General features: G+C 35.5%; 22 protein-coding genes and 4 pseudogenes. 6 read left to right on the top strand and 20 right to left on the bottom strand.

Annotated features, from left to right (window positions below; translation table 11 throughout):
• Positions 1-358: 358 nt before the first annotated feature.
• Positions 359-1,510, top strand: a complete 1,152-nt coding sequence (locus QRE67_RS11520) for an SH3 domain-containing protein (protein ID WP_286124965.1) — start codon at positions 359-361, stop codon at positions 1,508-1,510.
• A 6-nt stretch (positions 1,511-1,516) separates the two neighbouring features.
• Complete coding sequence (locus QRE67_RS11515) at positions 1,517-1,861, top strand: hypothetical protein (RefSeq protein WP_286124964.1); 345 nt, start codon at positions 1,517-1,519, stop codon at positions 1,859-1,861.
• 442 nt (positions 1,862-2,303) lie between these two features.
• Here QRE67_RS11515 and QRE67_RS11510 read toward each other — a convergent pair whose 3' ends face one another.
• The 5 genes and pseudogenes from QRE67_RS11510 to QRE67_RS11490 all read right to left on the bottom strand — a co-directional run bounded on the left by QRE67_RS11510 (position 2,304) and on the right by QRE67_RS11490 (position 5,014).
• Positions 2,304-2,525, bottom strand: a complete 222-nt coding sequence (locus tag QRE67_RS11510) for a YdbC family protein (RefSeq protein ID WP_286124963.1) — start codon at positions 2,523-2,525, stop codon at positions 2,304-2,306.
• Positions 2,526-2,626: 101 nt separating this feature from the next.
• The gene (locus QRE67_RS11505; RefSeq protein WP_286124962.1) at positions 2,627-3,025 is read right to left on the bottom strand and encodes a hypothetical protein; all 399 of its coding nucleotides are present in this window, start codon (positions 3,023-3,025) and stop codon (positions 2,627-2,629) included.
• A gap of 216 nt (positions 3,026-3,241) precedes the next feature.
• Positions 3,242-3,445, bottom strand: a pseudogene (locus QRE67_RS11500) (hypothetical protein); the annotation flags it as partial.
• 352 nt (positions 3,446-3,797) lie between these two features.
• Entirely contained in the window at positions 3,798-3,935 is a 138-nt protein-coding gene (locus QRE67_RS11495) for a hypothetical protein (protein WP_286124961.1), read from the bottom strand.
• Positions 3,932-5,014 (bottom strand): response regulator aspartate phosphatase, encoded by a 1,083-nt coding sequence (locus tag QRE67_RS11490; protein WP_286125259.1) that lies wholly within the window; start codon positions 5,012-5,014, stop codon positions 3,932-3,934. The genes QRE67_RS11495 and QRE67_RS11490 overlap by 4 nt, the downstream gene beginning before the upstream one ends.
• A gap of 177 nt (positions 5,015-5,191) precedes the next feature.
• Between QRE67_RS11490 and QRE67_RS11485 the strand changes: the two are divergent.
• A pseudogene (locus QRE67_RS11485) lies at positions 5,192-5,335 on the top strand (site-specific integrase); the annotation flags it as partial.
• Between the two features lie 169 nt (positions 5,336-5,504).
• On the opposite strand, the gene QRE67_RS11480 reads toward QRE67_RS11485, so the two are convergent.
• The 4 genes from QRE67_RS11480 to QRE67_RS11465 all read right to left on the bottom strand — a co-directional run bounded on the left by QRE67_RS11480 (position 5,505) and on the right by QRE67_RS11465 (position 10,461).
• The gene (locus QRE67_RS11480) at positions 5,505-8,594 is read right to left on the bottom strand and encodes an AAA family ATPase (RefSeq protein ID WP_286124960.1); all 3,090 of its coding nucleotides are present in this window, start codon (positions 8,592-8,594) and stop codon (positions 5,505-5,507) included.
• Positions 8,591-9,748, bottom strand: coding sequence for an exonuclease SbcCD subunit D (locus QRE67_RS11475; protein WP_286124959.1), 1,158 nt, complete (start codon positions 9,746-9,748; stop codon positions 8,591-8,593). The genes QRE67_RS11480 and QRE67_RS11475 overlap by 4 nt, the downstream gene beginning before the upstream one ends.
• Positions 9,749-9,769: 21 nt before the next feature.
• Positions 9,770-10,009 (bottom strand): DUF2584 family protein, encoded by a 240-nt coding sequence (locus QRE67_RS11470; RefSeq protein WP_286124958.1) that lies wholly within the window; start codon positions 10,007-10,009, stop codon positions 9,770-9,772.
• Positions 10,010-10,203: 194 nt separating this feature from the next.
• Entirely contained in the window at positions 10,204-10,461 is a 258-nt protein-coding gene (locus tag QRE67_RS11465) for a hypothetical protein (protein ID WP_286124957.1), read from the bottom strand.
• 447 nt (positions 10,462-10,908) lie between these two features.
• On the opposite strand from QRE67_RS11465, the gene QRE67_RS11460 reads away from it, so the two are divergent.
• Positions 10,909-11,961, top strand: a complete 1,053-nt coding sequence (locus QRE67_RS11460; protein WP_286124956.1) for an enoyl-CoA hydratase/isomerase family protein — start codon at positions 10,909-10,911, stop codon at positions 11,959-11,961.
• Positions 11,962-12,375: 414 nt separating this feature from the next.
• Here QRE67_RS11460 and QRE67_RS11455 read toward each other — a convergent pair whose 3' ends face one another.
• Positions 12,376-12,921, bottom strand: coding sequence for a GNAT family N-acetyltransferase (locus QRE67_RS11455; RefSeq protein ID WP_286124955.1), 546 nt, complete (start codon positions 12,919-12,921; stop codon positions 12,376-12,378).
• 123 nt (positions 12,922-13,044) lie between these two features.
• Positions 13,045-13,311 (bottom strand): annotated as a pseudogene (locus QRE67_RS11450) (IS1595 family transposase); the annotation flags it as partial.
• 287 nt (positions 13,312-13,598) lie between these two features.
• On the opposite strand from QRE67_RS11450, the gene QRE67_RS11445 reads away from it, so the two are divergent.
• The gene (locus QRE67_RS11445; RefSeq protein WP_286125258.1) at positions 13,599-14,201 is read left to right on the top strand and encodes a LysE family translocator; all 603 of its coding nucleotides are present in this window, start codon (positions 13,599-13,601) and stop codon (positions 14,199-14,201) included.
• A 211-nt stretch (positions 14,202-14,412) separates the two neighbouring features.
• Here the strand turns inward: QRE67_RS11445 and QRE67_RS11440 are convergent, their stop codons facing one another.
• The 9 genes and pseudogenes from QRE67_RS11440 to QRE67_RS11400 all read right to left on the bottom strand — a co-directional run.
• Complete coding sequence (locus QRE67_RS11440; protein ID WP_286124954.1) at positions 14,413-15,873, bottom strand: CoA-acylating methylmalonate-semialdehyde dehydrogenase; 1,461 nt, start codon at positions 15,871-15,873, stop codon at positions 14,413-14,415.
• A 45-nt stretch (positions 15,874-15,918) separates the two neighbouring features.
• Positions 15,919-16,809 (bottom strand): NAD(P)-dependent oxidoreductase, encoded by an 891-nt coding sequence (locus tag QRE67_RS11435; protein ID WP_286124953.1) that lies wholly within the window; start codon positions 16,807-16,809, stop codon positions 15,919-15,921.
• A 16-nt stretch (positions 16,810-16,825) separates the two neighbouring features.
• The gene (locus QRE67_RS11430; protein WP_286124952.1) at positions 16,826-18,541 is read right to left on the bottom strand and encodes an acyl-CoA dehydrogenase FadE; all 1,716 of its coding nucleotides are present in this window, start codon (positions 18,539-18,541) and stop codon (positions 16,826-16,828) included.
• Positions 18,542-18,680: 139 nt separating this feature from the next.
• On the bottom strand, positions 18,681-20,447 hold the full coding sequence (locus QRE67_RS11425) for a sigma 54-interacting transcriptional regulator (RefSeq protein WP_286124951.1): 1,767 nt from the start codon (positions 20,445-20,447) through the stop codon (positions 18,681-18,683).
• A gap of 109 nt (positions 20,448-20,556) precedes the next feature.
• Complete coding sequence (gene prpB, locus QRE67_RS11420; protein WP_286124950.1) at positions 20,557-21,465, bottom strand: methylisocitrate lyase; 909 nt, start codon at positions 21,463-21,465, stop codon at positions 20,557-20,559.
• 16 nt (positions 21,466-21,481) lie between these two features.
• Positions 21,482-22,918, bottom strand: a complete 1,437-nt coding sequence (gene prpD, locus QRE67_RS11415; RefSeq protein ID WP_286124949.1) for a 2-methylcitrate dehydratase — start codon at positions 22,916-22,918, stop codon at positions 21,482-21,484.
• Positions 22,919-23,016: 98 nt separating this feature from the next.
• Positions 23,017-24,135 (bottom strand): citrate synthase, encoded by a 1,119-nt coding sequence (gene mmgD / locus QRE67_RS11410; protein ID WP_286124948.1) that lies wholly within the window; start codon positions 24,133-24,135, stop codon positions 23,017-23,019.
• 456 nt (positions 24,136-24,591) lie between these two features.
• A complete protein-coding gene (locus tag QRE67_RS11405; protein WP_286124947.1) occupies positions 24,592-24,882 on the bottom strand; it encodes a HesB/YadR/YfhF family protein in 291 nt (96 codons plus the stop codon).
• A 26-nt stretch (positions 24,883-24,908) separates the two neighbouring features.
• Positions 24,909-25,442 (bottom strand): annotated as a pseudogene (locus QRE67_RS11400) (MFS transporter); the annotation flags it as partial.
• 410 nt (positions 25,443-25,852) lie between these two features.
• Here QRE67_RS11400 and QRE67_RS11395 point away from each other — a divergent pair.
• Positions 25,853-26,140, top strand: coding sequence for a hypothetical protein (locus QRE67_RS11395; RefSeq protein ID WP_286124946.1), 288 nt, complete (start codon positions 25,853-25,855; stop codon positions 26,138-26,140).
• Positions 26,141-26,150: the final 10 nt, after the last annotated feature.

Genomic DNA, 26,150 nt, shown 5'->3' with positions numbered 1-26,150 from the left:
TTGCAATATGGATATTCTATATCTGGACCAATAATATATATAATATTTTAAAATTTCCATTCATTTTATCTGCTAATAGCGCAAGTCTTACTTTTAAAAAACACTTATCCCAAATTTATTACACTCCTACCGTAAGTGTTATTGCCTATCCCCGAATGAAAAAAGCAGCTTCTTTCAGAGAAATATAGTTGACTGTTATCTCCTATTTATCAATATTACTTATCCTTTGTACAAACAACTTATATGTTGAGAAAAATAAGATTACCTCTCATTTATTTCCATAATATTGATAAATCTGTTATCATTTTAATATAATTCTAAATTTTGCAACAAAAACTACAAGGAGGCTTATTATACGATGAATATGAAAGCTACAGCATTGACAGCAGCAACTGTCGCAGTCGCTACCCTTCTCCCATCCATAGCTGAAGAAGGCTTGCAAACAGCTGCCGCGGAGCAAAAAACCAACACAAAAATTGGATACGTAAAGCTTGATACTGTACAGCTGTACCAAAGTACGACAACGAATAGTGATTCCATTGGAAGTATTTCATACAACACACCTGTTATCATTCTTGAAACAACAAGTAACTGGTATAAAGTAAACGCCCAAAATAAAATTGGTTACATACATAAGTCAGATCTATCTTTAACAAAATTAAATCAGCTCCATAACCAACATATCGTAAATGCAAGTGCTTTAAATGTTCGTTCAGAACCAAGTATACACTCCTCAATCCTTGACGTATTACCAAATGGAACATTTATCTCTGTTCAAGAAACACATAATGACTGGTATCTTATTTCTCACAACGGAAAAGTGGGATATGTAAAAAAAGACTTTGTATCGAATGGCTCTCAACCATTAGTCAAAGGAATCACCGTACAAGGTAATGCTTCTTATTATGTTGCGACCCCTACATTAAGAGTACGAAGTGGGGCGGGAACAAATACTGCTGTTATTGGTTCATTACAAAACGGAACGCAAATACAAGTTGTAGGTACAGTAGGTACATGGTATAAAATTCGTTTTGGCTCGGGGTATGGATATGTAGCACAGCATTATGTATTACAAAACAAACCACAAGAAACGTCTACTCCACCTTCTATACCTGCCGTTTTTACATTTCCAACACAAGGACGAGTTAGCTCGCCCTTTGAAGTCAGATGGGGCCAAATGCATTATGGTGTCGATTTTACAGCAACTGGGGATATTTCTATTCATGCTGCAGCTGCAGGAAAAGTTATTAAATCCTACTATTCTAGCAGCTATGGGAACGTCGTATTTGTCACCCATTCTATAAAAGGGAAATTATATACAACTGTGTATGCACACATGAAAAATCGTTCCGTACAAGCCGGAGATCGCGTTCAAACTGGACAGGTTTTAGGTCAAATGGGAAATACAGGACACTCAACTGGGCAACATCTTCATTTTGAATTACATAATGGAGAATGGAATTTTGAAAAAACAAATGCAGTTGATCCACTGCCTTACTTAGTGCGGTAATATCTTATGCCACGTAATATTCCATTACTCATTGAATATCTAGCTTTTTTCGGCCTAATCTGTTGTTTAATCATTTATGATACAAATGTGATATTTTTAAGTATTCTTATCCTATTTGTAACATGCGAAACATTGATGGAAGTATTCAAAATTCGATTAAAACAACAAGTTTCTCATGTGTATACAGCACTATTTATCCTAAGTAGTTTCATTACAACTCTGATGTATAATGGTATGTATGTATCGAGTATATTCCCAGTATTTTTTATTGTTGTTTTACTTATCGTATCTCAATATATTTATAAGCCAAAATATCAGAAAAAAGAAGATGGAGCAATAAAGGTCGGATGATGTTTATAGACCCATTCTTACATATACATACATCAAGTAGTAAAGGGAAGTACGCTGAAATCCACATCATATATAATATAAAAAAACAATTTTGAAATAACTATTCAAAATTGTTTTTTTACTTCACAACGTATTTAGTTTTTACTGTTGCTTTAGAATAAAATTTGTTTAACAAACATGCATATTGAGTGTATGTTACATCTAAAACAGAAGTTGTTTCCTGATACATTAGAATTTTTTGTAAGGTACTTACTAAAACACCATCCAACAATTCAATTGATAATTTTTATTACGAATCATCATCCCCTAAGAGATGTCTCAATGACACTTTTTCACAAATGGTTTAACTTTACACAACTTCGAGAACATAAACCCCTATGTATCTAAATATGCACTAAAAAAGGCACAGACTATAACTGTGCCTTAAGTGCCCAATATACTTTTATAGTTCCATACGGTTTAAGATATCCCTTAACGCTTTTAAATCTTCAGCTGTCAATGTTACACCTTTTCCCATCTTGTCATGCTCAGGTGCCCAATCACGCAGATCATATTTTGGCTCTTTACCATTCCAACTAATTAAGTTAAGTTCTTTATTCCAACCTTTAGGGGACTGTGATAAAGCGCCTAAGGTTTCTTTTATATCAAATTTGATTTCTGCCACTTGCGTTCCCCCCTTACAGTATATATTGACCAATTTGGTCTGCTACATTCTCTAAGTTTACATCGATATGTAGTTCTTCTTCAACTAAAGTACCCGTTCGTTCAATAACATACTTCCCCGCCAGGTAGAGTAAATACCTCCAATCCATTGTTACCTTGTAGTGTCCAGCCTTCAAAATAACTACTATTATGGAACAAATCAAAGAACAAATCACCTTCAAATTCAATCGTAAGCAAAACTAGTTCTTCATAATATGAGATGCTTAATATCTTTTTATTTTTTAGTAATCGGTTTAAATGTAAACGTGAATATTTTTCTGGTGCAGATATACAATCCGTTTCACCTACAAGAATTTCTTTTTTCTTACGTAATCTCCAAGGGCATTCAGCCGATAATCGACCCTCTTCAAAAATAAGCCTTAAAAAAACGTTTGTATCTGTATCTATGTGGGTGACGATTTGGCCAATAAAATAGCCAAAGTCTATATTATTTTGACTCAATTCTATAGCCCTCCTCTTTTTGTTTTCAATCTTCAATCGAATTTCATATACGAACAATCTTTGTTTAATTATATTGGTTTTTAAATAATTTTCCATAAAAAAATTATTATTGTTAGCCCACAGTTCTTCTTTCCTCAACCTCTTTAATTACCTTTTTCTAGAATTGTTATGATAGCATTTTAAAGTACAACAGAAAAAACAGCCGCATAACTGAACTGACCCTATAAACACTTCAGCATTACTATTAATCTGGTCAATAATTCCTATAACTCCTCTTGCATAATCCATATCGTCTTGGAACAACTCAACAATACTACCCACTGTTTTAAAAGGTTCTTCTTGCAAGACTTGCTTGTCTATCATGCCATTTTTAATCACATAATCTACAATTAACTTAACAAAAATAGATTCGTTGCAATTGTCCTGAAGTTTTTGCACCAGAACCCTTCAATATACCTCATCACTCGTTCCACTTTTCAGTGAATCTTTTATTTCTCAACACGAACGTATGGGGGCAAGCTATCAATTTTGTTAATATATAGGTAATCTCCTGTTAACCTTCTATTGTCAATGTCACAAAGGACCTGCTACGGATAATAGGTCCTTTTGACGTTTTATTCATTTTTTTTTGCATAAAATTTAATTTTTCCCAACAAAGAAACCTTGCTTTAAACAGCAAGGTTTTAATAGTGAGGTAAACAAATGATATTTATCTATGTAACTAAGCGTGATTTAATCAACCTTTATTAACTTCCCGAATACTCTTTATTTATTAACCACCAGTATGACCATGTGAATATTGTACAATCTTTTCAGCGGATGTTTGCGTTTCTTTTAGAGTATTATCATTACCAACTATTAAAGTGACAGCTGCTATGATTCCCATTAAGCCAAAAATTATTTTTTTCATTTTAGTACCTCCCTATCATGGCTTTTTTTTCTTGCTTTTGAACTTAGGTAAAAATATTTACTTGCTTTTGAATCATTATCTTCACGATAGAACTTTATTGCCAATTTTTCATTATATTCGTTAATGTATTCATATAAATTTTCTCGTTCGAAATATTCGTTACCTGCTACTATTAAAGTTTCTAATTGTTGTCCAGGAACCTCTTCATTTATTGCTTTTAAAATTTTAAAATGGTGCTGATATTCTTCAATTTTTAATTCTATACTAATTTTTAGACCTTTTTCAAAAAGCTTGAATGCAATATCTTTTTCACCTATTTTTTCATGTTCGCATGCTTCGATTAAAATTGCTTTGTAGTTGTTTGGTATTTTTTGAGATACTTCGGATAAATAACGGATTGCTAATTCTGATAAATTTTGATTCGCATACATAAATCCTAAGTTATGCCGAACGTATAATATAGCTTGTTCCTCTTGGTGTTTTTGGAATATGTTCATTGCAGAAATAAGGTATTCTTCTGCTATTTCATAATCTTTTAAATGTATACATGCTAATCCATAAATGTTATTACAATATCCTATATTTAATTCATAACCGTTGTATTTAGAAAAAATTTCTTTAGCTTTAGATACTTGTTTTAAAGCTAAAACATATTGTTGATTATGACAATTAAATGTAGAGAGTTTAAAATAAAATTCGGCGTGTTCTAATTGGTCTGGAATTTGTTTTAGCTTTTTCTCTGCTTCTTCATAATGTTCTTTAGCAGAATTGTAATCTCCAATTATAGTTGAGTGCATCGCTTTGAAAAAGTGATAATAGTATAATAAGAGATCATCAGTTGGCATATTAAATGACTCTATTTTATTGAAGCTATCTTTGCTTATACTTAAACTGTCCATCATGTATTGATGGCGAAAATCTAATAAGGCATAGTATACAAGCACGTTTTGATCATCATCTACACTATAAATTTTTTTGTCAATTTCACTTTTTAGTTGCTGCGCTTTTTCTAAATGTCTTTTACGGATTTCAACATACCAATTATTTAACATTTGCGTGATTTGTTCATTCCCCTTTATTTAAATATTTACATTACTTCCCACTTTTCTGAAAATTTATACTATTCACATTTTAACATAATTAGATATAAATTATTTTATTGAAAGTTGAGAAAGTTTTAATAAATGAAAAAGGACCCATTTGAGGTCCTTTTTCATTTTGATAAAATATCAACACTATCGTTTAACATAGCCAAAAACATACATGTAAAACTAATGTTAGAAAGGTTAGGTCACTCCGATATAGGTACTACCCTTAATACGTATAGCCATGTACTACCAGATATGCAACGTACTATATTCGAAAAGCTCGATGAGGTATTCGAAAAAAGTGATCACTAAGGTGAGAGAGCACTGAAAAAGTCCATTTAAAGAAAAAAGAAGATAACCACCTACTGTATATAGATGGTTATCTTCTTTTCGTTTTCTATATATGATAAAACTTCCATTACTTACTCAAAGCAGGTACTTTTCAGCAGCCTTCTAAGATGACTTGGACCTTTTCGATAGGTTATTTCACCACAAACTGAGTTTGACTACAACCATCTTTTTGCTTCGTTACTTCTAACACTGCTGGCATCGCAATTTTTAATTCCTGTACGTGTGAAATTACACCGATGAAGCGACCTGATTTTTGTAAATCAATTAAAGCATCAACTGCTTTTGTTAATGACTCTTCATCTAGTGAGCCAAAGCCTTCATCAATAAACATCGTTTCAATGGAAATACCGCCTTCATAGGACTGAATCACATCAGCCATACCGAGCGCTAAACAAAGTGACGCATTGAATTTTTCGCCGCCAGATAATGTTTTTACATCACGTGTTTGACCAGTATACGCATCATACACATCTAAACCTAATCCACTTTGACGATTGCGTTTTTCCACTCGTTCACTTCGTTTCAAGTAAAATTGTCCGTTTGATAATTTACGAAGGCGTTCATTTGCAATTTGAACGATTTGTTCTAGATATTCAATTAAAATATAGCGCTCAAAGGAGATGCGACTTTCATTATCACCTTTCATGACTTCATATAAATCAACAAGCTCTTGGAAGGCAGTTTCTTCTTCATGGATTTGTTCATCAATCCGTCTAATATTTTCATGTAAATCCGAAATATACTCGGCAGCATTGTTCGCACGCTGACGTTTTTCTTTTATAATATCAAGCTGAATTTCTAATTCTTTTAACTGCTCTTCTAACGCCGTAATATCGGCCCATTCTTTCCCGTTCAAATGATTTGCTAACTCTTCGATTTGTTTTGTTAACACTTCAAGGGACGAATAATAGTTTTGAATTTTATGCTGTAGATTTGTTTTTTCTGCTTCAGATAATTTTGCTTCTTTATATGTTTGTTGATCTGCAAAACCACTTTGTTCCAGCTCTGTCATAAAGCGTACGAAAGCTTCTTCTTTCTTCTCTTTTGCCCCTGTAACTTGTTTCACTGCACCGTCGTACTCTGCTTGCATACGAACATTTTCATTTTGCCAGTGCTGATACGCTTCTTGTACTTTCTTCCATGCCTCCTCCATGTGACGAAGTGTAGAAACAGCTGTTTCAAATTGTTGTTTCCACGTTTCTAACGTTTGTAAGTTGTCTGGAATTTTTTGCTGATCATGTTCATATGACGTACGTAACTGCATACATTCCATTTCAGTGCGGTGTTGCGTCATTTCGACTTCACGTTTTTGTTTTTCTAATCTGTCTACTTGCTCTTCCAACTGCTTCATCTGTGGTGCTAGTCTTTTACGTTTTTCTTCACTTTCTTTTAATTCATTGACTTCAGCAGCTAGTTGCTTTCCACTTTGTACTAATGTTTGATATGCCTCAGCCAATCCTTCTGCACGATATCCACGATTCATTACTTCTGCTATAGCTTGTTCATATTGCGAGCGATAGAAATTCCACTTTTCTTCTATTTGGAAGTGAACTTTTTCTGCAGCTATTTTGCTTTCACGAAGTGCATTAAGTTGCTTTTCATCAATAGAAGTTCCTCGTTCAGTTGCCTTGTTCGGATGAGACATACTACCACATACCGGACAAGATTCTCCATCGTGTAAATGAAGGGCCAACACTCCTGCTTGTTCATTTAACCAGCGCTGCTCTACTTCATCATAAGCTTGAAGAGCTACTCTCATCTTTTCAAGCGCAGCTTCTTTTCCCTGTTCATATTTTTGTACTTCTTGCCCAACATCATATGCTTGTTTTAATACTTTTGCATCATCTCGCATACCACTTAATTCTTCTAATTTTATTACATACTGCGTGAGATCCTCTTCCAACTGTTTTAATTCTCCAGCTACCTCTCGCTTTTGAACTTGATTCACTCCTTGTTGTTGTTCTAGCTTGGTAACTTCTACTTTCAGCTTCGCACTCTGTTGCTCTGCCTCTTGCAATTTTGTCTTCTTCTCTGCTAATGAAGCAATAATCGGTTGCAATTCTTCTAATTTCTGTACGTTTCGCTTCGCTTCCTCACGCACGGATTCCTTTCCTTTTAATTCTTCATATTGTTCCTTGGCCAGCCCAAATGCACGCACTGTTTGTTCTTTCTTAGAGGATAGTTGGTTCAAAAATTGTTCAGCCTTTTGTTCACTTTGCAATGCTTCTTCGTACCATTGTTCAAATGGCAATAATCGGCTTGCTTGTTCCGCACGTTTAAATTGTTGCTCTTGTTTCTCTATTAACGGCCTTTCTGCTTGCAAAGCTGCTTGTTGTTGCTCTTTTCGCTGTAAGTCTTGCAGCTTATCATTAATAGACTTCGCTTCATAAAAGCGAGTGTCTGCTTCTTTTAATTGTTTTGTTTGCACGCCTTGCTGCGTTTCTAATTGTTTTACTTCAGCCTCATAGCTCGATGTTTCTTGCTCTAGCGCTTCTACAACTTGATGTGTATTCACATGCTCTTGCAGGGCTAATCTTTCTAGTAATGAACCATCACGAACTGGCAACTTAAAGACATTACGGAAATACAATTCTCTCTCTTTTTGCTTTTCTTGTAGCACATCTTTCCACTGTTTACGCTTTTGATCTAACAATTCACGCATTAACTTATAACGATCTGTTTTAAAGATGCGTCGTAAAATCTCTTCTTTATTTTCTGTTTCAGATGTTAGTAATTTTCGAAATTCCCCTTGTGGAAGCATAACAATTTGACTGAATTGATGCTTGCTGAGCCCAATTAAATCTTCCGCTTTCTTATTCACATCCGTTACATGAAAGCGATCGACACAAGGGATCTGCTGATCATCTACAATTTCATAGAATTCAACAGCATGTCCTGTAACTGTTTTATTTCCTTGTTTTTTATGACCGAGCTGCCTTTTTATTTCATATATTTTTCCCTTTAGTTGAAATTGTAGTTCTACGCTTGTATATACATTATCGTCAGCAAATTGGCTGCGGAGCATACTCGTGTCACTTCGTTCTTCTCCACTTGCTTCTCCATATAGCGCATAACAAATCGCATCAAATATCGTCGTTTTCCCTGCACCTGTATTTCCTGAAATAGCAAAAATACGATGGTCGCCAAGATCATTGAAATTTATGATTTCATGTTGCTTGTAAGGACCAAATGCGGTCATTGTAAGCTGAAGCGGTCTCATCCTCGTTCACCTTCCCGTTCATGCACCGTTTGTAATACTTCTAAGAAAAGACGTTCTTTTTCTTCTGATAAGTCCGAACCCTTCATTTCTTTATAAAAAGCTTTCAAAAGAGAAAGATCATCGGTTTTATGTCTAGAAACAACCGATTCATTTGCATCTGTAAATTCACGTCTTTGGATAGAACGCTCCACATGCATAGCATTTGGGTAAACAGAACGAATTTTTTCCATTGGCTGTAGTACTGGATTTTCATCTAACAGCTTTACGAATACATAATCCTCACTTGTTGGATACTGCAGTAACTCATCTATTTTGGCTTCTACTGTTCGCATGTTACGACGTGGTGTAAACAATCGTTTTTCAACTGTTGTTTGTCCTTCTTCATCCAATTCAACCACATAATACCCTTTTTTATGATGCTCTTCAGAAATCGAGTAAGCAAGTGGTGATCCAGAATAGCGAATTGTTTCATTTCGCACAAAATGAGCTTGATGTAAATGCCCAAGCGCTGTGTAATGAAACTTATCAAAATAATGGCTGTTTACATATTCCGCACCACCAATTGAAAGTGGACGTTCCGCGTCACTTGTATTCTCTTCAGCTTCTCCTGAAGATGTGATAAATGCATGTCCCACAAAAACGTGTCGTACTTCTTGATCCATCGTTTCCGATAGTTCATTCATAAAGATACGCATCGCATCATCATGCGAACGAATGTCTTCATTTTGGATAACATGTCTTACAATACTAGGATCTGCATATGGAATTAAGTGAAAATGTACTGCCCCATACTCATCATGTAACACAACTGGTTCGTATGGAAATTGAAATTGTCCTATAATATGCAAACCTTGTTTCTTCATTAAACTACTGCCAAAATGAATGCGATCTGGGCTATCATGATTTCCTGCCACCGCAAGCACTGGTGTTTGTAAATCAATTACTATTTTTTTCAATACATCATTTAATAAATCTACTGCTTCTGTTGGGGGAATTGCACGATCATATAAATCTCCTGCAATAATTACGGCATCTGGCTTTTCTTCTTGCACTGCTTGTACAAACTGATCTAAAACAATCCGTTGATCTTCAGTCATATATACGCCGTGAACGAGTTTTCCTAAATGCCAATCCGCTGTATGAAAAAACTTCATCTTTTCCTTCCTTTCTCTCCTTTAATTTACCGAGTGTAACGATACAAGTTGATAGTGTAATGTAGTTTTTTCATTTTCCCACGCTATTTTATGTACCATCGCACTTCCTGTTTTTTCTTGTTCGGTTTTATATAAAGGCAATATTTCATGAATTGCAAATAAATGATAGCCATCTAGTATTAATTGAAAAACATTTTCTTCTATATGTAATCTCGTTTCTTTTTCATTTGAAATAATCTTTGTATGCATTTCAAATTTCATATGACTACAACTCCTTTTTTATTCTCTATACTTTAATAGTATAGCGGCTCTTCTAGATTGACAAGTGAATACATGATGAAGAATCTACTTTTAGATTCGCTATATTTTTTAAAATGTTTGATTTATTTTTTATTACAATACGGTATGTGAAATTATTAATCCCTTACAAAAATAAAAATGCCCTTCAGACACTTTCATTTTTGTAAATAATCTTTCATAACAAGATACAAGACCGTCACTAACACAATCGCTATAAAAAAGGAGAATACTACTGCAGCATATCCGTCTTTATTTAACACAAAACAAAGTGAAATAGATAATATAAAAACCGGAAACACGAGACGTACTTTATCTTTGATCTCTTCTGTCGTATCTTTTTCATGAAAATACTGCGTTATTCCTATCATGAGAGAAGACAAAATAATAACCGATAATAGTAAAGGCCCTGGCATTCCGATCTCCCCTTTCTCTATTTCTTATTATATACAAACTCTCACACTGGTGAAAGTTAGACAATTTGGTAAAATAAAAACCACTTATCAAGGTCCCAATCGACTCTTACTAATCATTAAAATATCATTTCCTGATTTTTCAAGTTTAAGCAATAGAAATCAATTTTTTCGAGTAACTGATGTTTTAATATTCCTTTTCCATTATTGAAATCCTGCAAAAATAACTCGCCAAAAAATGCGAAGGTATTGAAAACACCCCCTCATGTATCGTTTCTACATGTCAATATGTTTAGACAGTTAGACACCTTTTTACGAGTATTCCTTGTAAATAAGCACCTCTTAACCTGGCATAATACTTGCATGAGTATTAAATGAATATGATAAAGGACATTTCAACTATTATCGAGAAATAAGAACTGAACGATATATATAAGAGGAGGATTCAAAATGACTGATCATGTTTTATTTTCCGTGAGCGAAAATGGCATCGCTTCAATTACATTAAACCGTCCGAAGGCGCTTAACTCATTATCTTATGATATGCTACAACCTATTGGTCAAAAACTAAAAGAATGGGAAAACGATGATCGTATTGCAATCGTAATTATGAAGGGTGCTGGTACAAAAGGATTTTGTGCTGGTGGTGATATTAAAACATTATATGAGGCACGTTCAAATGAAACTGCATTACAAAAAGCAGAGCAATTTTTTGAAGAAGAATACGAAATAGATACTTTTATTTACAAATTCTCAAAACCAATTATCGCATGTTTAGATGGGATTGTAATGGGCGGAGGAGTTGGCCTCACAAACGGAGCAAGTCATAGAATTGTAACAGAACGGACCAAATGGGCGATGCCTGAGATGAACATTGGATTTTTCCCAGATGTCGGAGCAGCTTATTTCTTAAATAAAGCTCCCGGGCATACAGGTCGTTATGTAGCTTTAACAGCATCTGTCCTGAAAGCCTCTGATGTATTGTATATAAATGCTGCAGATCGTTATATGTCATCTGAAACGTTACCTACTTTTCTTGCTGAAATTGAAAAAGTAAATTGGCATCAGCAAAACGTACATACGTCTTTAAAAGAGCTACTTGATACATTTGCAACATCTCCTTCTACAGAAAGTGAACTCGCTTCTGTGCAAGAAGAAATTGATACACATTTTTCTCTTCATACATTAGAAGAAATCATCAATTCTTTAGAAAAAGATAGTAGTCCTTTCTCACTGAAAACAAAAGAAACACTCTTATCAAAATCACCATTTTCTTTAAAAGTAACATTAAAACAACTCATGGACGGAGAAGAAAAATCATTGGAACAATGCTTTGCGACAGATCTCGTCCTTGCCAAAAATTTCATGAGACATGAAGATTTCTTTGAAGGCGTACGTTCCGTCGTAGTTGATAAAGATCAAAATCCTCAATATAAATATAAACAATTAGCTGATGTTTCAGATGAAGTTGTAAATCGTTTCTTTAATCTTCTTAATGCATAATGTAAAGAATCGTATTAACAAAGAGGGACTTCCAAATACGAAAGTCCCTCTTTACTAGTATTTTAACCTTTTGTTGCTAACCTCTAGTATTCTGCCAACCCTTTTATTTTTTAGGCTATATAAATACAAATTAAAAAACCGACATAAAACCCTTCTTTTTAGGTGGGAGAGAGCATCCGTTCATGCATAGAAGCGGTCAGATCCTTTTCCTGCCCAGACATAGTGAAAACAAAGAGAGAAAACGAGTGCAGGTCACCTTTTGTTATCCATAGCCGCGGCTTATATGTCGAAAAATCAAAATGGATTTATATATGTTAAACATCTATGTTGAATTTAGGATATAGTATAGAAGTTTCATATATTTAAATTATCTTACTTACATGTGAATTTATGAACATACAGTTTTATAAAATATTATTCATTAAATCTTCCCATAATAATGGTGTTATAATATTTATCGTCGGCAAGAATTTTGTCGTTTTTTAATATACCTTCGATTTCAAATCCAAGCCTTTTATACAGTTTAATAGCTTTATCGTTTGTTTCTAAAACATTCAAAGTAATTTTTTTAATGCCATTGGAGTCAGCCCAAGAAATAGATTCTTTTAAAAGATTTTTCCCAATACCATATCCCCAAAAATCTTTTAATACGCATACTCCAAATTCTACTTTATGAGAGAATCTATTTAAATAAATTCCTTCGCATCTTGAAAACCCGACGATCCGATCATGAACTACAGCAACTAAAAATAAGTTTCTTGGATTCACAGTGTCCGTTTTTATAATCTCTTCAAATCCTGGTATATCTATGAACGCCTCCCCTTTTTCTCTGTCCAAATTTTCCGTCTCTCCATCAATCTGTAATCTTAATTCAGACAAATCTTTTGCATCTTTATCGATTGCAGATCTAACAGTATAATTTAGCCCATTAACATAAGATTCTTGTTTGTTAATTATCATGATATACTCCATTCATATTAAGTTGATTTAGAAAAATAAAACAAGGGAAAAGCATTGTAATATTATAATGTTCTGCAGTCCCAATCAAATAACCTGTCCCCGTTTGTCCAATAAGCTATTTTCCTAAATGGTAAATATTGATAATCTCAGCCTATCATAGGTTGCATCAGTTGTGAATAAGCAGCTATCTACAACCATCTTACTTACTGTTTCGTTATTTTGGTGTTTAATAACATCTAAGAATTGAAACCCACTCAAATAGTGGTCAAGGTATTTAGTTGCCACTCCATTGAAACGGTCAATCCAGTCTTTAAGATGACTGTGATAGTTATTTACGTTTTGAATATGATATAGACCTCTTACTCGGTTTTTACCCTCTGATTTAAAACGACTTGATAGTTATTCGTATTTTGTTAGGATAAAATTCTAACTCCCTATGTTATAAAACACTGATTCTTATCATTCGAATACTAAAAGAGTTATTTCCTAGAGCTTATTACATAATAGTATCTTGGTTATATATAGATGCTCCTATTTATGTTTCATACACGAAATAATTTTCGCATTATTCCCTATATTCGAAGTGAAATTGTGTTAAAATATCTTTAATTTAATCAAATACAACTAACTCTAGAAAGGTGGAGAATAAAGTGGGAAACTATTTTCTTTTTGTTATCATGTCTATTTGTCTTATTATTTTACCTGGACCTGACACCGCTATGGCTACGAAAAATACCCTCGCCCAAGGAAAAGTTGGAGGCCTTAAAACCGTCTTAGGCACATGTACCGCTCTTCTTATCCATACTTTTGCTGCTGTAATTGGTCTTTCAGCTATTATTGTTAAATCTGCCTTCTTATTTTCTATTTTTAAATATGTTGGTGCCATTTATTTAGTTTATTTAGGTTTTAAGGCATTATGGTCTTTAAAAAATAAAGATGTAACAACTGGAAGTGATTTGAACCAAAAAAATAAATTTGAAAGCACATCTTATTTCCGGCAAGGATTCCTTACTAACCTCCTAAATCCGAAAGTGGCTGTTTTCTTTTTAACTTTTTTACCACAGTTTTTGAATCCTGAACAAAACACACTTATACAATTTCTTATAATGGGGATAACTTATCTCATATTGACCGCAATATGGTTTGCTTTTTATATAGTATTAATTGACAAAATTAGTATTTTTATGAAAAAACCTTCTACACATCGATATATTCAAGGGATTACCGGGGTTATTCTTATAGGATTTGGAATAAAATTAGCTTTAGAAAAACATAGTTGACGTAACCATTACAAATAGGAAAAAATCTTATAGATTATATGTACACCCCATTGCTTTGTATACAAAGCAATGGGGTGTTTTTCATTTAAGAAAAAGGGTGCTTTATTTAAAAGTATACGAAGCTATAAAGAGAACAAAAAAAGCACACCACTTTTAAATAAGTGGTGTACCAATAATAATAGAATGTGTAACAGTTTACAGACTGTTTTTATTAAAACCAGCGCTCTGTCACAACTTTTTTACGTGTATAAAATTGAACACCATCTGTTCCATTCGTTCCAAGATCGCCGTAGAAAGAAGCTTTATTTCCAGCAAATGCGAAGAACGCCATTGGTGCAGGAACATTTACGTTCACACCGATCATGCCTGCATCGATGTTATCGCGGAAAGTTTGAGCATGTTTACCGCTTGAAGTATAAATAACGGCACCATTTGCAAATTTCGATTGATTTGTAAGTTTAATTCCCTCTTCAAGATCTTTTACTCTTACAATACTTAACACTGGAGCAAAGATCTCATCTTGCCAAATCTTCATATCTTGATTTACTCCATCAAAGATTGTCGCTCCTACAAAATACCCTTCTCCAACATCTTCTTTAATTTTACGACCATCTACTAATAATGTAGCCCCTTCCGCTACGCCGCTATTAATATAGCCGAGTACACGCTCTTTATGCGTATCACGAATTAATGGTCCTACATAATTGTCTTCGTGAAAACCATCGCCTACTTTTAACTTGCGTGTTTCTGAGACAAGAACATCAATCAATTCATCAGCAATCTCATCCACTACTGCTACAACAGAGCATGCCATGCAGCGCTCTCCACTACTCGCAAATGCCGAACCAATTATGCCTTGCACTGTTTTTTCAAGGTTGCAGTCAGGCATAACAACAGCATGGTTTTTCGCACCAGCAAGTGCTTGTACGCGTTTGCCATGTTTCGTTCCTGTTTCATATACGTATTTCGCAACTGGCTCAGATCCAACGAAAGAAACTGCTTGAATGTCTTTGTTTTCTAGAATGCTATTTACAACGTCTTTTCCGCCTTGAACTAAATTTAATACACCTTTTGGGAAACCAGCTTCATAGAATAACTCTACAAGTCTCTCTGCTAAAAGTGGTGTTCTTTCAGATGTTTTTAAAACGAATGTATTACCGCAAGCAATCGCAAGTGGGAACATCCAAAGTGGAATCATCATTGGGAAATTGAATGGTGTAATTCCCGCAACAACCCCAATTGGATAACGCCAAATCGAACCGTCAATACCACCAGCAATATTTGGAAGTGCTTGTCCCATCATTAAATTCGGTGTGGATGTTGCAAGTTCCACAGCCTCAATACCGCGCTGTACTTCTCCGCTTGCATCTTTTAATGTCTTTCCATTTTCTAACGTAATAATTTTTGCTAATTCATCTTTGTTTTCTTGTAAAAGCTGTAAATATTTATAGAGTTGTCTAGCTCGGTTTGGAACTGGTACTTGAGACCATGTTTCATAAGCAGCCTTTGCTGCTTCAACAGCGCGATCGACATCTTCTTTTGGAGATAGTGGAACGTAAGCGATAATTTTCCCAGTCGCAGGATTCGGAACTGCTTCCACTTCTGTACCAGTAGATTCTACCCATTCACCATTAATATGATTTTTCACTCGTTTAATATCTGTTGTAATCATTGTATTCGCTCCTTTTTCATTTTATAAAAATGCTATCATCACCCATTATTCATGACTAGATATCAATTGTTCACTTACCTTCTTATATAATGCAGACATATCTTTTTCTCCATATCCAGCTTTTCCTGCTTCATCATACAAATTCAATAGCATTTCACTGATTGGTAGATGAAGTTCGTTCTCTTTTGCTAAATCAATCGCAAATCCTAAATCTTTCTTTAAAAGATTCACTGTAAAACCAGGCTCATAGTTTTCAGGCGCGATAAAGCTTTTATAATTGCGCTCATAAATTCGGCTTTGGCCATAGCTAACGTTTAATATATCAAACATTTTGTCTAGGTCCATATTGTTTTTCTTTGCTAACGTAAGCGCTTCACTGACCCCTGCTGTATAGAAGCCGATTAACAAGTTGTTAATCAGTTTCACAGTTGTTCCACTGTCAATTTGCTCACTCACATGAAAAACATTTGCGCCGAGCACCTTCATAGCTGGTAACCCTTTTTCAAACACTTCTTTTTGACCACCAACCATAAAAGTAAGTGTGCGATTTTCAGCTCCGATAACCCCGCCGCTTACTGGAGCTGCTAAAAAGTCAATTTTCTTATCATTTGCAGCTTCAGCAAGTTTTTTATTGAGCTGCGGCGCTACTGTACTTGTATCAATTAAAACAACATTCGGATGACTATTTTCAATCAGTCCGTCTTCCCCAAAATAGACAGCTTCAACTGCTCGTGAAGATGGTAAACTTGTAAAAATCAAGTCACATGTTTCTGCTAATTTCGCAATCGACAAACCGATGATACCACCTGCTTGCTCAAAAGAAGCTTCAGCTTCTGTATTCAAATCGACTCCATATACATTAAAATTAGAATCCACTAAATTTTTAGACATCGGAAGACCCATATTCCCTAAACCGATAAAACCAACCTTTTTCATACCCTTCTCCTCCTACTTAAACAATATACTTAGCACGGTTTATAATAGCTTTTGCGATTTCTCTCTTTTTCGTGAACAAATTCGTATAAAGCGGTACGGACAGATTGCGAATTTCGTCTAATAAAACGCTTCTATTTTGTTCGTCTTGTTCAGCTGCAGATAAAAGACTAATTGCCGCTGCTTCTATTTGACGATATCCCTCTTCACAAATAACATCTGTTACGAATTGCTTTGTACGTTCTTTTTCCTCACCATTTTTACTTACTGCTTTTTTCGTACGTAAAAATGCTGATTCCATTACGTATACATCTTTCATCATGTCAGCTAATACACGTGAGTATTCTTGCTCTTGTTCAATTTTTAAATCAGGAGATTGAGATAGCGTTTTCAAAGATTGCTTCAATAATTGTTTCGATAATAAAATGTAGCGATGATTTCTTTCTACATTTTCACCGATCATTTCATCGGCCTGAGGTTCTAATTGCTGCATTTGTTTCAATAACATTTTTGCAACTGTTAATCGATTAATTTCATTCGTTCCTTCAAAAATACGACTAATTCTAGCATCGCGATATAATCGTTCTACCTCGTACTCTTGCATATATCCATAACCACCATGAATTTGTACAGCTTCATCAACAATATTCCCAAGTATTTCTGAAGCATTCACTTTATTAATTGCACATTCCATTGCATATTGGGACATCTTTTGAATGATGCTATCATCTTTGGCTGTTTCATGAATCGCCTCATCAATCACCCCCGCTGTTCGGTAAGCAGCACTTTCTGCACCATATGTAGCGATGATCATATTTGCAATCTTTTCTTGGATCATCGTAAAATCAACCAATTCTGTTTGGAACTGTTTTCGCTCTTTTCCGTATTGAACGGACAAACCAATTGCTTGCTTTGCTGTTCCAATATTTCCGAAAGCGAGTTTCAAACGGGCAAAGTTGAGAATGTTGAGCGCAACGTGATGACCTTTCCCCACTTCACCTAATACATTTTCAGCAGGAATCATAACATCCTCTAAAATAAGAGTTGCAGTCGAGGATCCTTTAATCCCCATCTTCTTTTCTTCTAAGCCAATCGAAACGCCCTCACATGTTCTTTCGACAATAAATGCTGTCATTCCTTTATTTGTTTTCGCAAAAACGACATATACATCAGCCATGTGAGCATTTGTAATCCATTGCTTTTCCCCATTTAATTTCCACGCGGTTCCATCTTCATTTAATACAGCACTCGTTTTTGCACTTAAAGCGTCTGAACCAGCATTAGGCTCTGTTAAAGCATAGGCGCCAATCCACTCACCTGATGCAAGTTTAGGTAAGTACTTTTCCTTTTGTTCCTCTGTTCCAAAATAAACATACGGCAATGTCCCTACGCCAGCATGAATATTAAATGAAACACTGAATGCTCCTGCATATCCCATCTTTTCCGCAACAAGTCCGGAAACGGTTTTTCCTAATTCAAATCCACCATATTCTTCTGGAACCTCAATGCTTAGTAGCCCGAGCTCTCCAGCTTTTTGAAATAATTGACGAGAAACCGGATAATTGTGCTGTTCAATATTTTCGATTTGTGGGACAATCTCCTGCTTTACAAATTGCTCTGTCGTTTTTGCAATTAAATCTTCATCACCTGAAAAATCTTCAGGTGTAAAAAGATTTGTATTTACAACCGTGTTCAGCGAAAAAAATTCATTCCATTGCAATTTTGTTTTCCCCATATGTATCCTCCTATCTATTCGGTCTTCATTTCTTTATATGCAAAATCTGTGCCAAACTAAAAACTTGATAGAAATAGGTCAAATTGAGAATAAAACGTAAAACTGTCTAGACAGTTTTACACCTTTCAAAACAATCTGTTTAGATTTTGAAACGTGACAGTTTGTTATAAAGAGTAGCTCTAGAAATTCCTAACAACGCCGCTGCTTTCGATTTATTTCCATTCGCTTCTTGTAAAACACGTTCGATTAATCCACGCTCTTCTTCTTCGCGAACCACTTTCATTGCTTGCTTCCGCTCTGGTAAAGAGTGAATCATTGGTACTAATTTTTTCTGTTCCATTTCTCGGTAAAAGAACTCTTCTGGCAAATCCTTAGCTCGTATATGCGTATCATCTGATAGAGCATATAGTCTTTCTAACACATTGATCAATTCACGCACATTGCCAGGCCAATTGTAATGAAACATAAGCCTTAATACTTCCTTATCGAGTGTTTTCTCTTCGGCACCGTAAATTTGACAAAGTTTTTGTATATATTCTTCAACAATAAGCGGGATATCTTGCTTACGATAACGAAGCGGTGGAATATCAATTGGAATCACATGGAGACGATGGTATAAATCCTCTCGAAATTCTCCGTCTCTCACCATCTGTTTTAAATCTTTATTCGTCGCTGCAATCAACCGAAAATCAACATGAATCGGATGTGTACCACCAATTCTTTCAATTTCTCGTTCTTGTAAAACACGCAAAATCTTCACTTGTGTTAATAAGGACATATCGCCAATCTCATCTAAAAATAACGTTCCATTATGTGCAAGTTCAAATTTCCCTGTTTTTCCATTCTTTTTCGCACCTGTAAAGGCTCCTTCAGCATAGCCAAACAACTCAGATTCTAATAAATTATCTGGAATTGCCGCACAGTTTACACTGACGAATGGACCATTCTTTGTTACCCCAGTATCATGAATAGCCCGTGCAAATTGCTCTTTCCCAACACCACTTTCACCTGTAATCAAAACAGATGCTTTTGATTGTGCTGCTTTCCGAGCAATTTTTTTCGTTTCAGAAATGGCCGGACTTTCTCCAAGAATATCTTCAAATCGAACAAGGCGTTGTTTCTTTTTCGGCTTAGCAAACAATGGTTTTATTGCACTATCATTTTGATCAAAACGCTCTAATATTTTATAAATATCCGAAATTCCTTCATGTATGAGCATCCCAACAGCACCAATTACTCTTCCTTGCTTCCATATTGGCATGCGATGCACAACTAAGTTTTGTCCTTGCAAACGGTGCACTTGATTTCGCTCTGGAACACCTGTTTTCAACACAACTGGAAGCCGCGTATTATCAATTACATTTTCAACGAGCTGACCAATTGCTTCCTCTTTTGTTACCCCAACAAAGCGACTATACGTTTCATTAAACATTTGAATGACGCCATGTTCGTCAACAATCGTAATTCCTTCATAGGCAGTGTCAAATGATAACTTTAACCATTCAATCATATGTTGTGCCTCGTTTAATTGCTGTTCTATATATTTTTGAAAGGAAAAAAGCTCATGCTGTTCTATTATTCCTTCCAGTATCCCATCATGTTCGTTCCTTACATAGAATGGAATACGCTCTAATTCTTGCATAGAAACAGATACACTGCCCCGTTCAAAAAAATGATTCACTATCATCTTGACTGGTGCATCCCCATCCCCATGTTTTTCTTGCCACTGAACACAATCTAGTAATTTGACAATTCCAACCATTCGCTTCCCTTCTAACACAGGAAGTTCATTTCTTTCGGATGTAATAAAAAGCCGGACTGCGTCAGAAATCGTATCGTTTATTCTCACAAACTGAAAATCTTGATTCATCCACTTTCTTACGGAGTAATCTTCTGTAGAAATCATATTTTCACCCCTTAAGCAAAACACTTCACCGATATAAAAAGACGATGAATTTCCACATCAAGCAGCTGTATTTGCCAAAGATGTATCATCATCGCCTTTCTTCTTTGTTCTATTGATCGTCAGATAAAACTGTTTTCGCAATTCCGTTATCTAATTCCTCGAAATCATGATATGAAATTGTTTCATATAATTCACTTCTCGTTTGCATATTGGAAAGTCCTTCTTTTTGAGAGCCTGTTTCCTTAATTAATTGAAATACACGCTCATATGCTTTCGCGGCTACGCGAAGTGATGTTACTGGATAGATGACCATTTGGAATCCCATATTTGCAAATTCTTCTGCACTATAATATGGTGTTTTCCCAAATTCGGTCATATTTGCAAGCAGTGGAACATTCACTTTATTTGTAAATAAACGAAATTCTTCTTCAGATTGAAGTGCTTCTGGGAATACAGCGTCTGCACCAGCGTTTACGTAAGCAACCGCTCTTTCAATCGCTGCATCTAAACCTTCTACCCCGCGAGCATCGGTACGCGCAACAACAACCAATGTTGGTGCAACTTCTTTAATCGCTTTAATCTTTTGTACCAGCTCTTCAGTAGAGACGAGTTTTTTCCCATTTAAATGGCCGCATTTCTTCGGCAATTGTTGATCTTCAATTTGAACGGCTGCTACATTTGCTTCTAACATTTCCATCGCAGTACGTGCTACATTTAGCACCCCGCCAAATCCTGTATCAATGTCAACGAGAACAGGTAAATCTGTTGCTCGTACAAGATCTCTTGCTCTTTCAGCTACTTCAGTAGACGTCACAATTCCTAAGTCTGGTAAACCCTTGCTCGCTGTATAAGCAGCTCCCGATAAATAGAGAGCTGAAAATCCAGCATTTTTCGCAACAAGGGCAGCCATTGCATCATGTGCACCAGGAATTTGTAAAATTTCAGGTGCATCTACTAAAGCTCGAAAGCGATTAGCCAACTCTTCTTGTGTTGACTGTTGTTTCACAATCCAAGCCATGCCCATTCCTCCTCACTTAAATTAAGAAAAGATCAACAAATTCGTTTATATTCATATTTTCTAATTTTTCTTCATTCAAACAAGCTTCATGAATCTGTTCCTGTTGTTTATTTGAATAATGAACAGCAATGTTCGCTGTAAACTTTTGTACGACTTTCGGAATCGCTTCTTCTCTACGGAAACGATGACCAAGTGGATACTCACACTCTACATTTTCTGTTACTGTACCATCTTTAAAGTGAACTTGAACTGCGTTGGCGATTGAGCGCTTGTTCGGATCAAGATAATCAAGACTGTACTGTTTATTTTCTACAACGACCATCTTATCTCGTAAGCCGTCTACTCGAGGATCAAGTGCCACTTCGTTTTCATAGTCATCCGCAACGATATCGCCTTTTAATAGACCAATTGCAGTAATATATTGTAAGCAATGATCACGGTCAGCCGGATTGTTAAGCGGACCTTCTTTATCAATAATACGAACTGCTGATTCATGCGTCGTAATTGTAATACGGTCAATTTCGTCTAAACGATCTTTGATTACTGGATGCAGTTTCACAGCACATTCTGCAGCTGTTTGTGCATGGAATTCTGCTGGGTATGATACTTTAAATAACACATTTTCCATTACATAAGAATCTAAAGATCTTCCTAACTTCAGCTCTTGTTTATTAAATAATACATCTTGGAATCCCCAACCTGGCGCAGATAATGCTGTCGGATAACCCATTTCACCTTTTAGTGCCATAAGTGCAAGATGAACACCGCGGCTCGTTGCATCCCCAGCTGCCCATGATTTACGAGACCCTGTATTTGGAGCATGACGATATGTACGTAAACTAGAATTATCAATCCATGCATGAGACAATGCATTATTAATTTCTTCTCGCGTACCACCTAACATTTTTGTAACAACTGCTGTTGTTGCTACTTTTACATATAACACATGGTCAAGACCAACGCGGTTCAAACTATTTTCTAACGCAAGTACACCTTGAATTTCATGAGCTTTAATCATCATTTCTAATACATCGCGCACCTTTAATGGCTCTTTTCCTTCCGAAATACGAACACGGCTCACGTAATCAGCAACTGCTAAAATACCACCTAAGTTATCGGACGGATGGCCCCATTCTGCTGCAAGCCATGTATCGTTATAATCAAGCCAACGGATCATACAGCCAATATTAAAAGCACCGCGAACTGGATCAAGAACAAATGAAGTCCCTGGTACACGTGTACCATTTGGCACAACAGTTCCTGGTACAATCGGTCCAAGTAACTTCGTACATTCTGGATATTGTAATGCTAAAATACCACATCCAAGTGTATCTAATAACACATAGCGAGCTGTGCTAAATGCTTCTGAACTTGTCACCTCTTTATCTAGTACATAATCCGTAATTTCCTCTAATAATGCATCTCTTTTTTTGATTTCGTTTGTTTTTATCATGCTATCCTTCCCTTTCTGTCGAAATTTCGTTATTATTAAGGATGGGTGTCGGTCAAACACCCACCTGGCGGGCGGCCTTAACAACTCCCCAGTTGTTTTTATTTGCTAAATGCATGTCGCTCGCCGATATAATTTACACGCGGGCGGAACAAGCGATTGTTTGCATGTTGTTCAATAACATGCGCACACAATCCGACTGTTCTTGAGCTGAAAAAGATCGGTGTGTACAGTTGAATTGGAATACCTAACATCCAATATACTGGTGCTGCATAGTAATCTAGATTCGGATAAATTCCTTTTTCCTTCTCCATAATTTTTTCTCCAGCTTCACACATTTCATATAACGTATGATCACCTTTTACCTCACATAGTTGCTTTAAAGCTTCTTTCATCATAAGTGCTCTTGGATCGATTTTCTTCATATAAACACGATGACCAAATCCCATGATTTTTTCTTTGTTATATAGTTTCTTTTGTAATAACTCTTCAAACTTTTCAACGCTACCTGCTTCCAAAAGCATGTACATAACTGCTTCATTGGCACCGCCGTGTAGGCTTCCTTTTAAAGAAGCAACTGCTCCTGTTAAAGCACCATATAAATCAGATTGTGTGGATGCGATAACGCGAGCCGTAAATGTAGAGTTTGGCATTTCGTGTTCGCTATATAAAACGAGAGAGCGGTCAAAGATTTTTTCTTCAAGTTCAGACGGCTTTTTACCTGTCAACATATAGAAGAAGTTTGCACTATATGATAACTCTTGCAGTGGATGAACCGGCTCTTCATTATTTAAAATATGATAACTGTTCGCCACAATGTTAGGCACCTTACTTAACAGTTTATAACCACGGCTTTTGTTCACTTCTAGTGAACGATTCTCAATGTCATCATCGTATCCAGCTAATGCAGATACGCCCGTACGTAACCCATCCATTGGGTGCGTCTGTTTTGGCAATGCTTTTAAAACATCGAAAACACCTTCTGGCACCTCATACTCCTGTTTCAATTTCTTTTCAAGTGTTACTTTTTCATCCTCATTTGGTAGACGTTCCTCTAATAAAAGGTGCACAATGTCTAAATAACTTTTCGTCTTTGATAACTCAATTAAGTCATATCCTTGAATAACAATTTCACCTTTTACCGTATCCAGAAACGAAATCTTCGTCTCCGCTGCGACTACACCATCTAATCCCGGGGAAAATTTTTCTTCAGCTTTCATTTTGTTTCCTCCAATCCTAATCGATCTTTGTGCACACCTGTAAGCCTTTTCAAGATTATGAAAATATATCTCCATTTCAATGTATCAGAGTTTTTAGAAGATTTCAATTTATTTTATATTTATAAGTTTGCTATACTTTTCTCACTCAAACTTTACTATTTTTCAAGAATAGCAATTTAATTTTCCTATCAAAAAAGGAATGAGATTTATACACATCTCACTCTAGACATCTTTCTAACTATAACCTTTAGGGATTTTTCATTTGCTAAAACTGATATTTTTCTTTATTTCACAATCCATTGAACTATTTTATTTAGGTTCCATATAGTCGGTATTTTTCTCAATTCATAAGAAAAAAGCGAGTTGCATACATGTGCAATTCGCTTAAATAATTCATATTCTACTATTATTGAAATACAATTTTTATATAAAATATTTTTGCTAGTAATAAAGTGATTATTTTACATAGTTAAATTCAATTTCATCGATAGTGGTATTATAACCCACACCTAAATCGTATTCTTGAAAGTACCAAATGTCATCAGAATCTACGAAAAATAAAATACCATCTTTTTCAATAAACGCTGCTACATCTTCTGGCTGTTCAAGGGCTAATCCTACAGAATAACCTGATTGAATCGTACTGTTACCACCATATCTAACAACAAATCGAACAGAATCACCGCTTTTTAGAGTAAGTTCTTCTTTAAGCCATTTTACAGCTGCAGATTCAATTGTAATTCTCATATACTTTCGCCTCCGATTGCTAAAATTTATTTTGCCATTTCATGTTCCCCTAATAACTGCTTTACAAAGACAAAGACAATGAAAATCAAGAAAGCAATAACTCCCGCTACAGCACTAACAGTAAATAAACTACGGTATCCGAAAAATTGTGAAACGAATCCAAGTAAAATCGCACCGAGTCCAATTCCTAAATCAAACGCTGTAAAGAAAGATGCATTGGCAATTCCCCTTTTACCCAGATCAACGATTCTAAGCATCGCTGCTTGCAACGCAGGTTGTGCGGAACCAAATCCAACTCCATATAAAATCGCAGCTGCAATCACACCCATTAATCCACTTGATACTGTTAAAACAAGTATCGCTAGTACGGTAATGATAAGCGATGGCATAATGATAAACATTTCTCCATATCGATCTGATAGTTTCCCAGCAACCGGTCGAATAACCGTGAGTGAGATGGCATAAACAAGAAAGAATGTTCCTGGGTTCACATCAATTGATGTTGCAAAAAGTGGTAAAAATGTCGTGATGCCTCCATAAGCAAAAGATAAAAAGAAAATAAAATCCAGTAAATAAAAATAACATCGCCAACGTCATTTGAATAAATGACTTCGTCCATAACTTTTCCATAAAAAAGCCTCCATCTAAGCTGCAAAACAAGCTATATAATATTGATTACAATCATATTGTACCTTTTCATTCGAAAACTTCCTTCCGTAAATAGACGTATTTTCTAATAAAAAAAGTCCACCGTCTATAGGTGGACTTGGTCTTACGACTATTGACTTAGTTCGAGAGAACATCATTGTAAATCTCATTTTCAGGAATACTAAAAAGAACCCTCTTAGTTTTTTAAGCATATTACAGCACTTTCATAATCGACACATCATCCTATAGAAAACATGTATGCACATATATAGCACGTACAAGAATATACTGCTGTATCAATCGATTTAGGAGTGATTCTATTATGTATCCATTCTTCCCAAGGATTGCTGTTGTGGCCCCCGCTGCTCCTTCAGTCCATATTGCCCCTGTCCATACCGCAAGCTCTGATGTAGGGGTCGCACTCCCTGCTATGTGGCAACCATATCCATTAACTGGTCAGACTCCTTCTTTTTGGTATCAGGGAACTCAGCCTGAAAGCACCTATCCTTCTCATACTTATCCCCACTATCCCCCATATGCTGCTCCTCAAATTTTTTATCATTTCCCATCCATCTATTTTCAAAATTTTTATGGGACTTTTAATATCTAAAATCTGAATA

The sequence above is a fragment of the Bacillus sp. DX3.1 genome, from assembly GCF_030292155.1.
Lineage (GTDB): Bacteria > Bacillota > Bacilli > Bacillales > Bacillaceae_G > Bacillus_A.
Note: the sequence above shows the minus strand (reverse complement) of the source record. Positions and strands in the feature narration are given on the sequence as shown.

Excerpts from the sequence above, each read along its gene's own strand:
- QRE67_RS11470 (WP_286124958.1), bottom strand. The coding sequence starts at position 10,009 with ATGAAATTTGAAATGCATACAAAGATTATTTCAAATGAAAAAGAAACG.
- QRE67_RS11425 (WP_286124951.1), bottom strand. The coding sequence starts at position 20,447 with ATGATTTCTACAGAAGATTACTCCGTAAGAAAGTGGATGAATCAAGAT.
- prpD (WP_286124949.1), bottom strand. The coding sequence starts at position 22,918 with ATGATAAAAACAAACGAAATCAAAAAAAGAGATGCATTATTAGAGGAA.
- QRE67_RS11460 (WP_286124956.1), top strand. The coding sequence starts at position 10,909 with ATGACTGATCATGTTTTATTTTCCGTGAGCGAAAATGGCATCGCTTCA.
- QRE67_RS11455 (WP_286124955.1), bottom strand. The coding sequence starts at position 12,921 with ATGATAATTAACAAACAAGAATCTTATGTTAATGGGCTAAATTATACT.
- QRE67_RS11515 (WP_286124964.1), top strand. The coding sequence starts at position 1,517 with ATGCCACGTAATATTCCATTACTCATTGAATATCTAGCTTTTTTCGGC.
- mmgD (WP_286124948.1), bottom strand. The coding sequence starts at position 24,135 with ATGAAAGCTGAAGAAAAATTTTCCCCGGGATTAGATGGTGTAGTCGCA.
- QRE67_RS11405 (WP_286124947.1), bottom strand. The coding sequence starts at position 24,882 with ATGAGAATTACAATTGAATCTGCAGCTGTAAAATGGCTTAAAGAAGAA.
- QRE67_RS11440 (WP_286124954.1), bottom strand. The coding sequence starts at position 15,873 with ATGATTACAACAGATATTAAACGAGTGAAAAATCATATTAATGGTGAA.
- QRE67_RS11435 (WP_286124953.1), bottom strand. The coding sequence starts at position 16,809 with ATGAAAAAGGTTGGTTTTATCGGTTTAGGGAATATGGGTCTTCCGATG.
- QRE67_RS11465 (WP_286124957.1), bottom strand. The coding sequence starts at position 10,461 with ATGCCAGGGCCTTTACTATTATCGGTTATTATTTTGTCTTCTCTCATG.
- QRE67_RS11480 (WP_286124960.1), bottom strand. The coding sequence starts at position 8,594 with ATGAGACCGCTTCAGCTTACAATGACCGCATTTGGTCCTTACAAGCAA.
- QRE67_RS11520 (WP_286124965.1), top strand. The coding sequence starts at position 359 with ATGAATATGAAAGCTACAGCATTGACAGCAGCAACTGTCGCAGTCGCT.
- QRE67_RS11395 (WP_286124946.1), top strand. The coding sequence starts at position 25,853 with ATGTATCCATTCTTCCCAAGGATTGCTGTTGTGGCCCCCGCTGCTCCT.
- prpB (WP_286124950.1), bottom strand. The coding sequence starts at position 21,465 with ATGGCTTGGATTGTGAAACAACAGTCAACACAAGAAGAGTTGGCTAAT.
- QRE67_RS11430 (WP_286124952.1), bottom strand. The coding sequence starts at position 18,541 with ATGGGGAAAACAAAATTGCAATGGAATGAATTTTTTTCGCTGAACACG.
- QRE67_RS11475 (WP_286124959.1), bottom strand. The coding sequence starts at position 9,748 with ATGAAGTTTTTTCATACAGCGGATTGGCATTTAGGAAAACTCGTTCAC.
- QRE67_RS11445 (WP_286125258.1), top strand. The coding sequence starts at position 13,599 with ATGTCTATTTGTCTTATTATTTTACCTGGACCTGACACCGCTATGGCT.
- QRE67_RS11495 (WP_286124961.1), bottom strand. The coding sequence starts at position 3,935 with ATGAAAAAAATAATTTTTGGCTTAATGGGAATCATAGCAGCTGTCACT.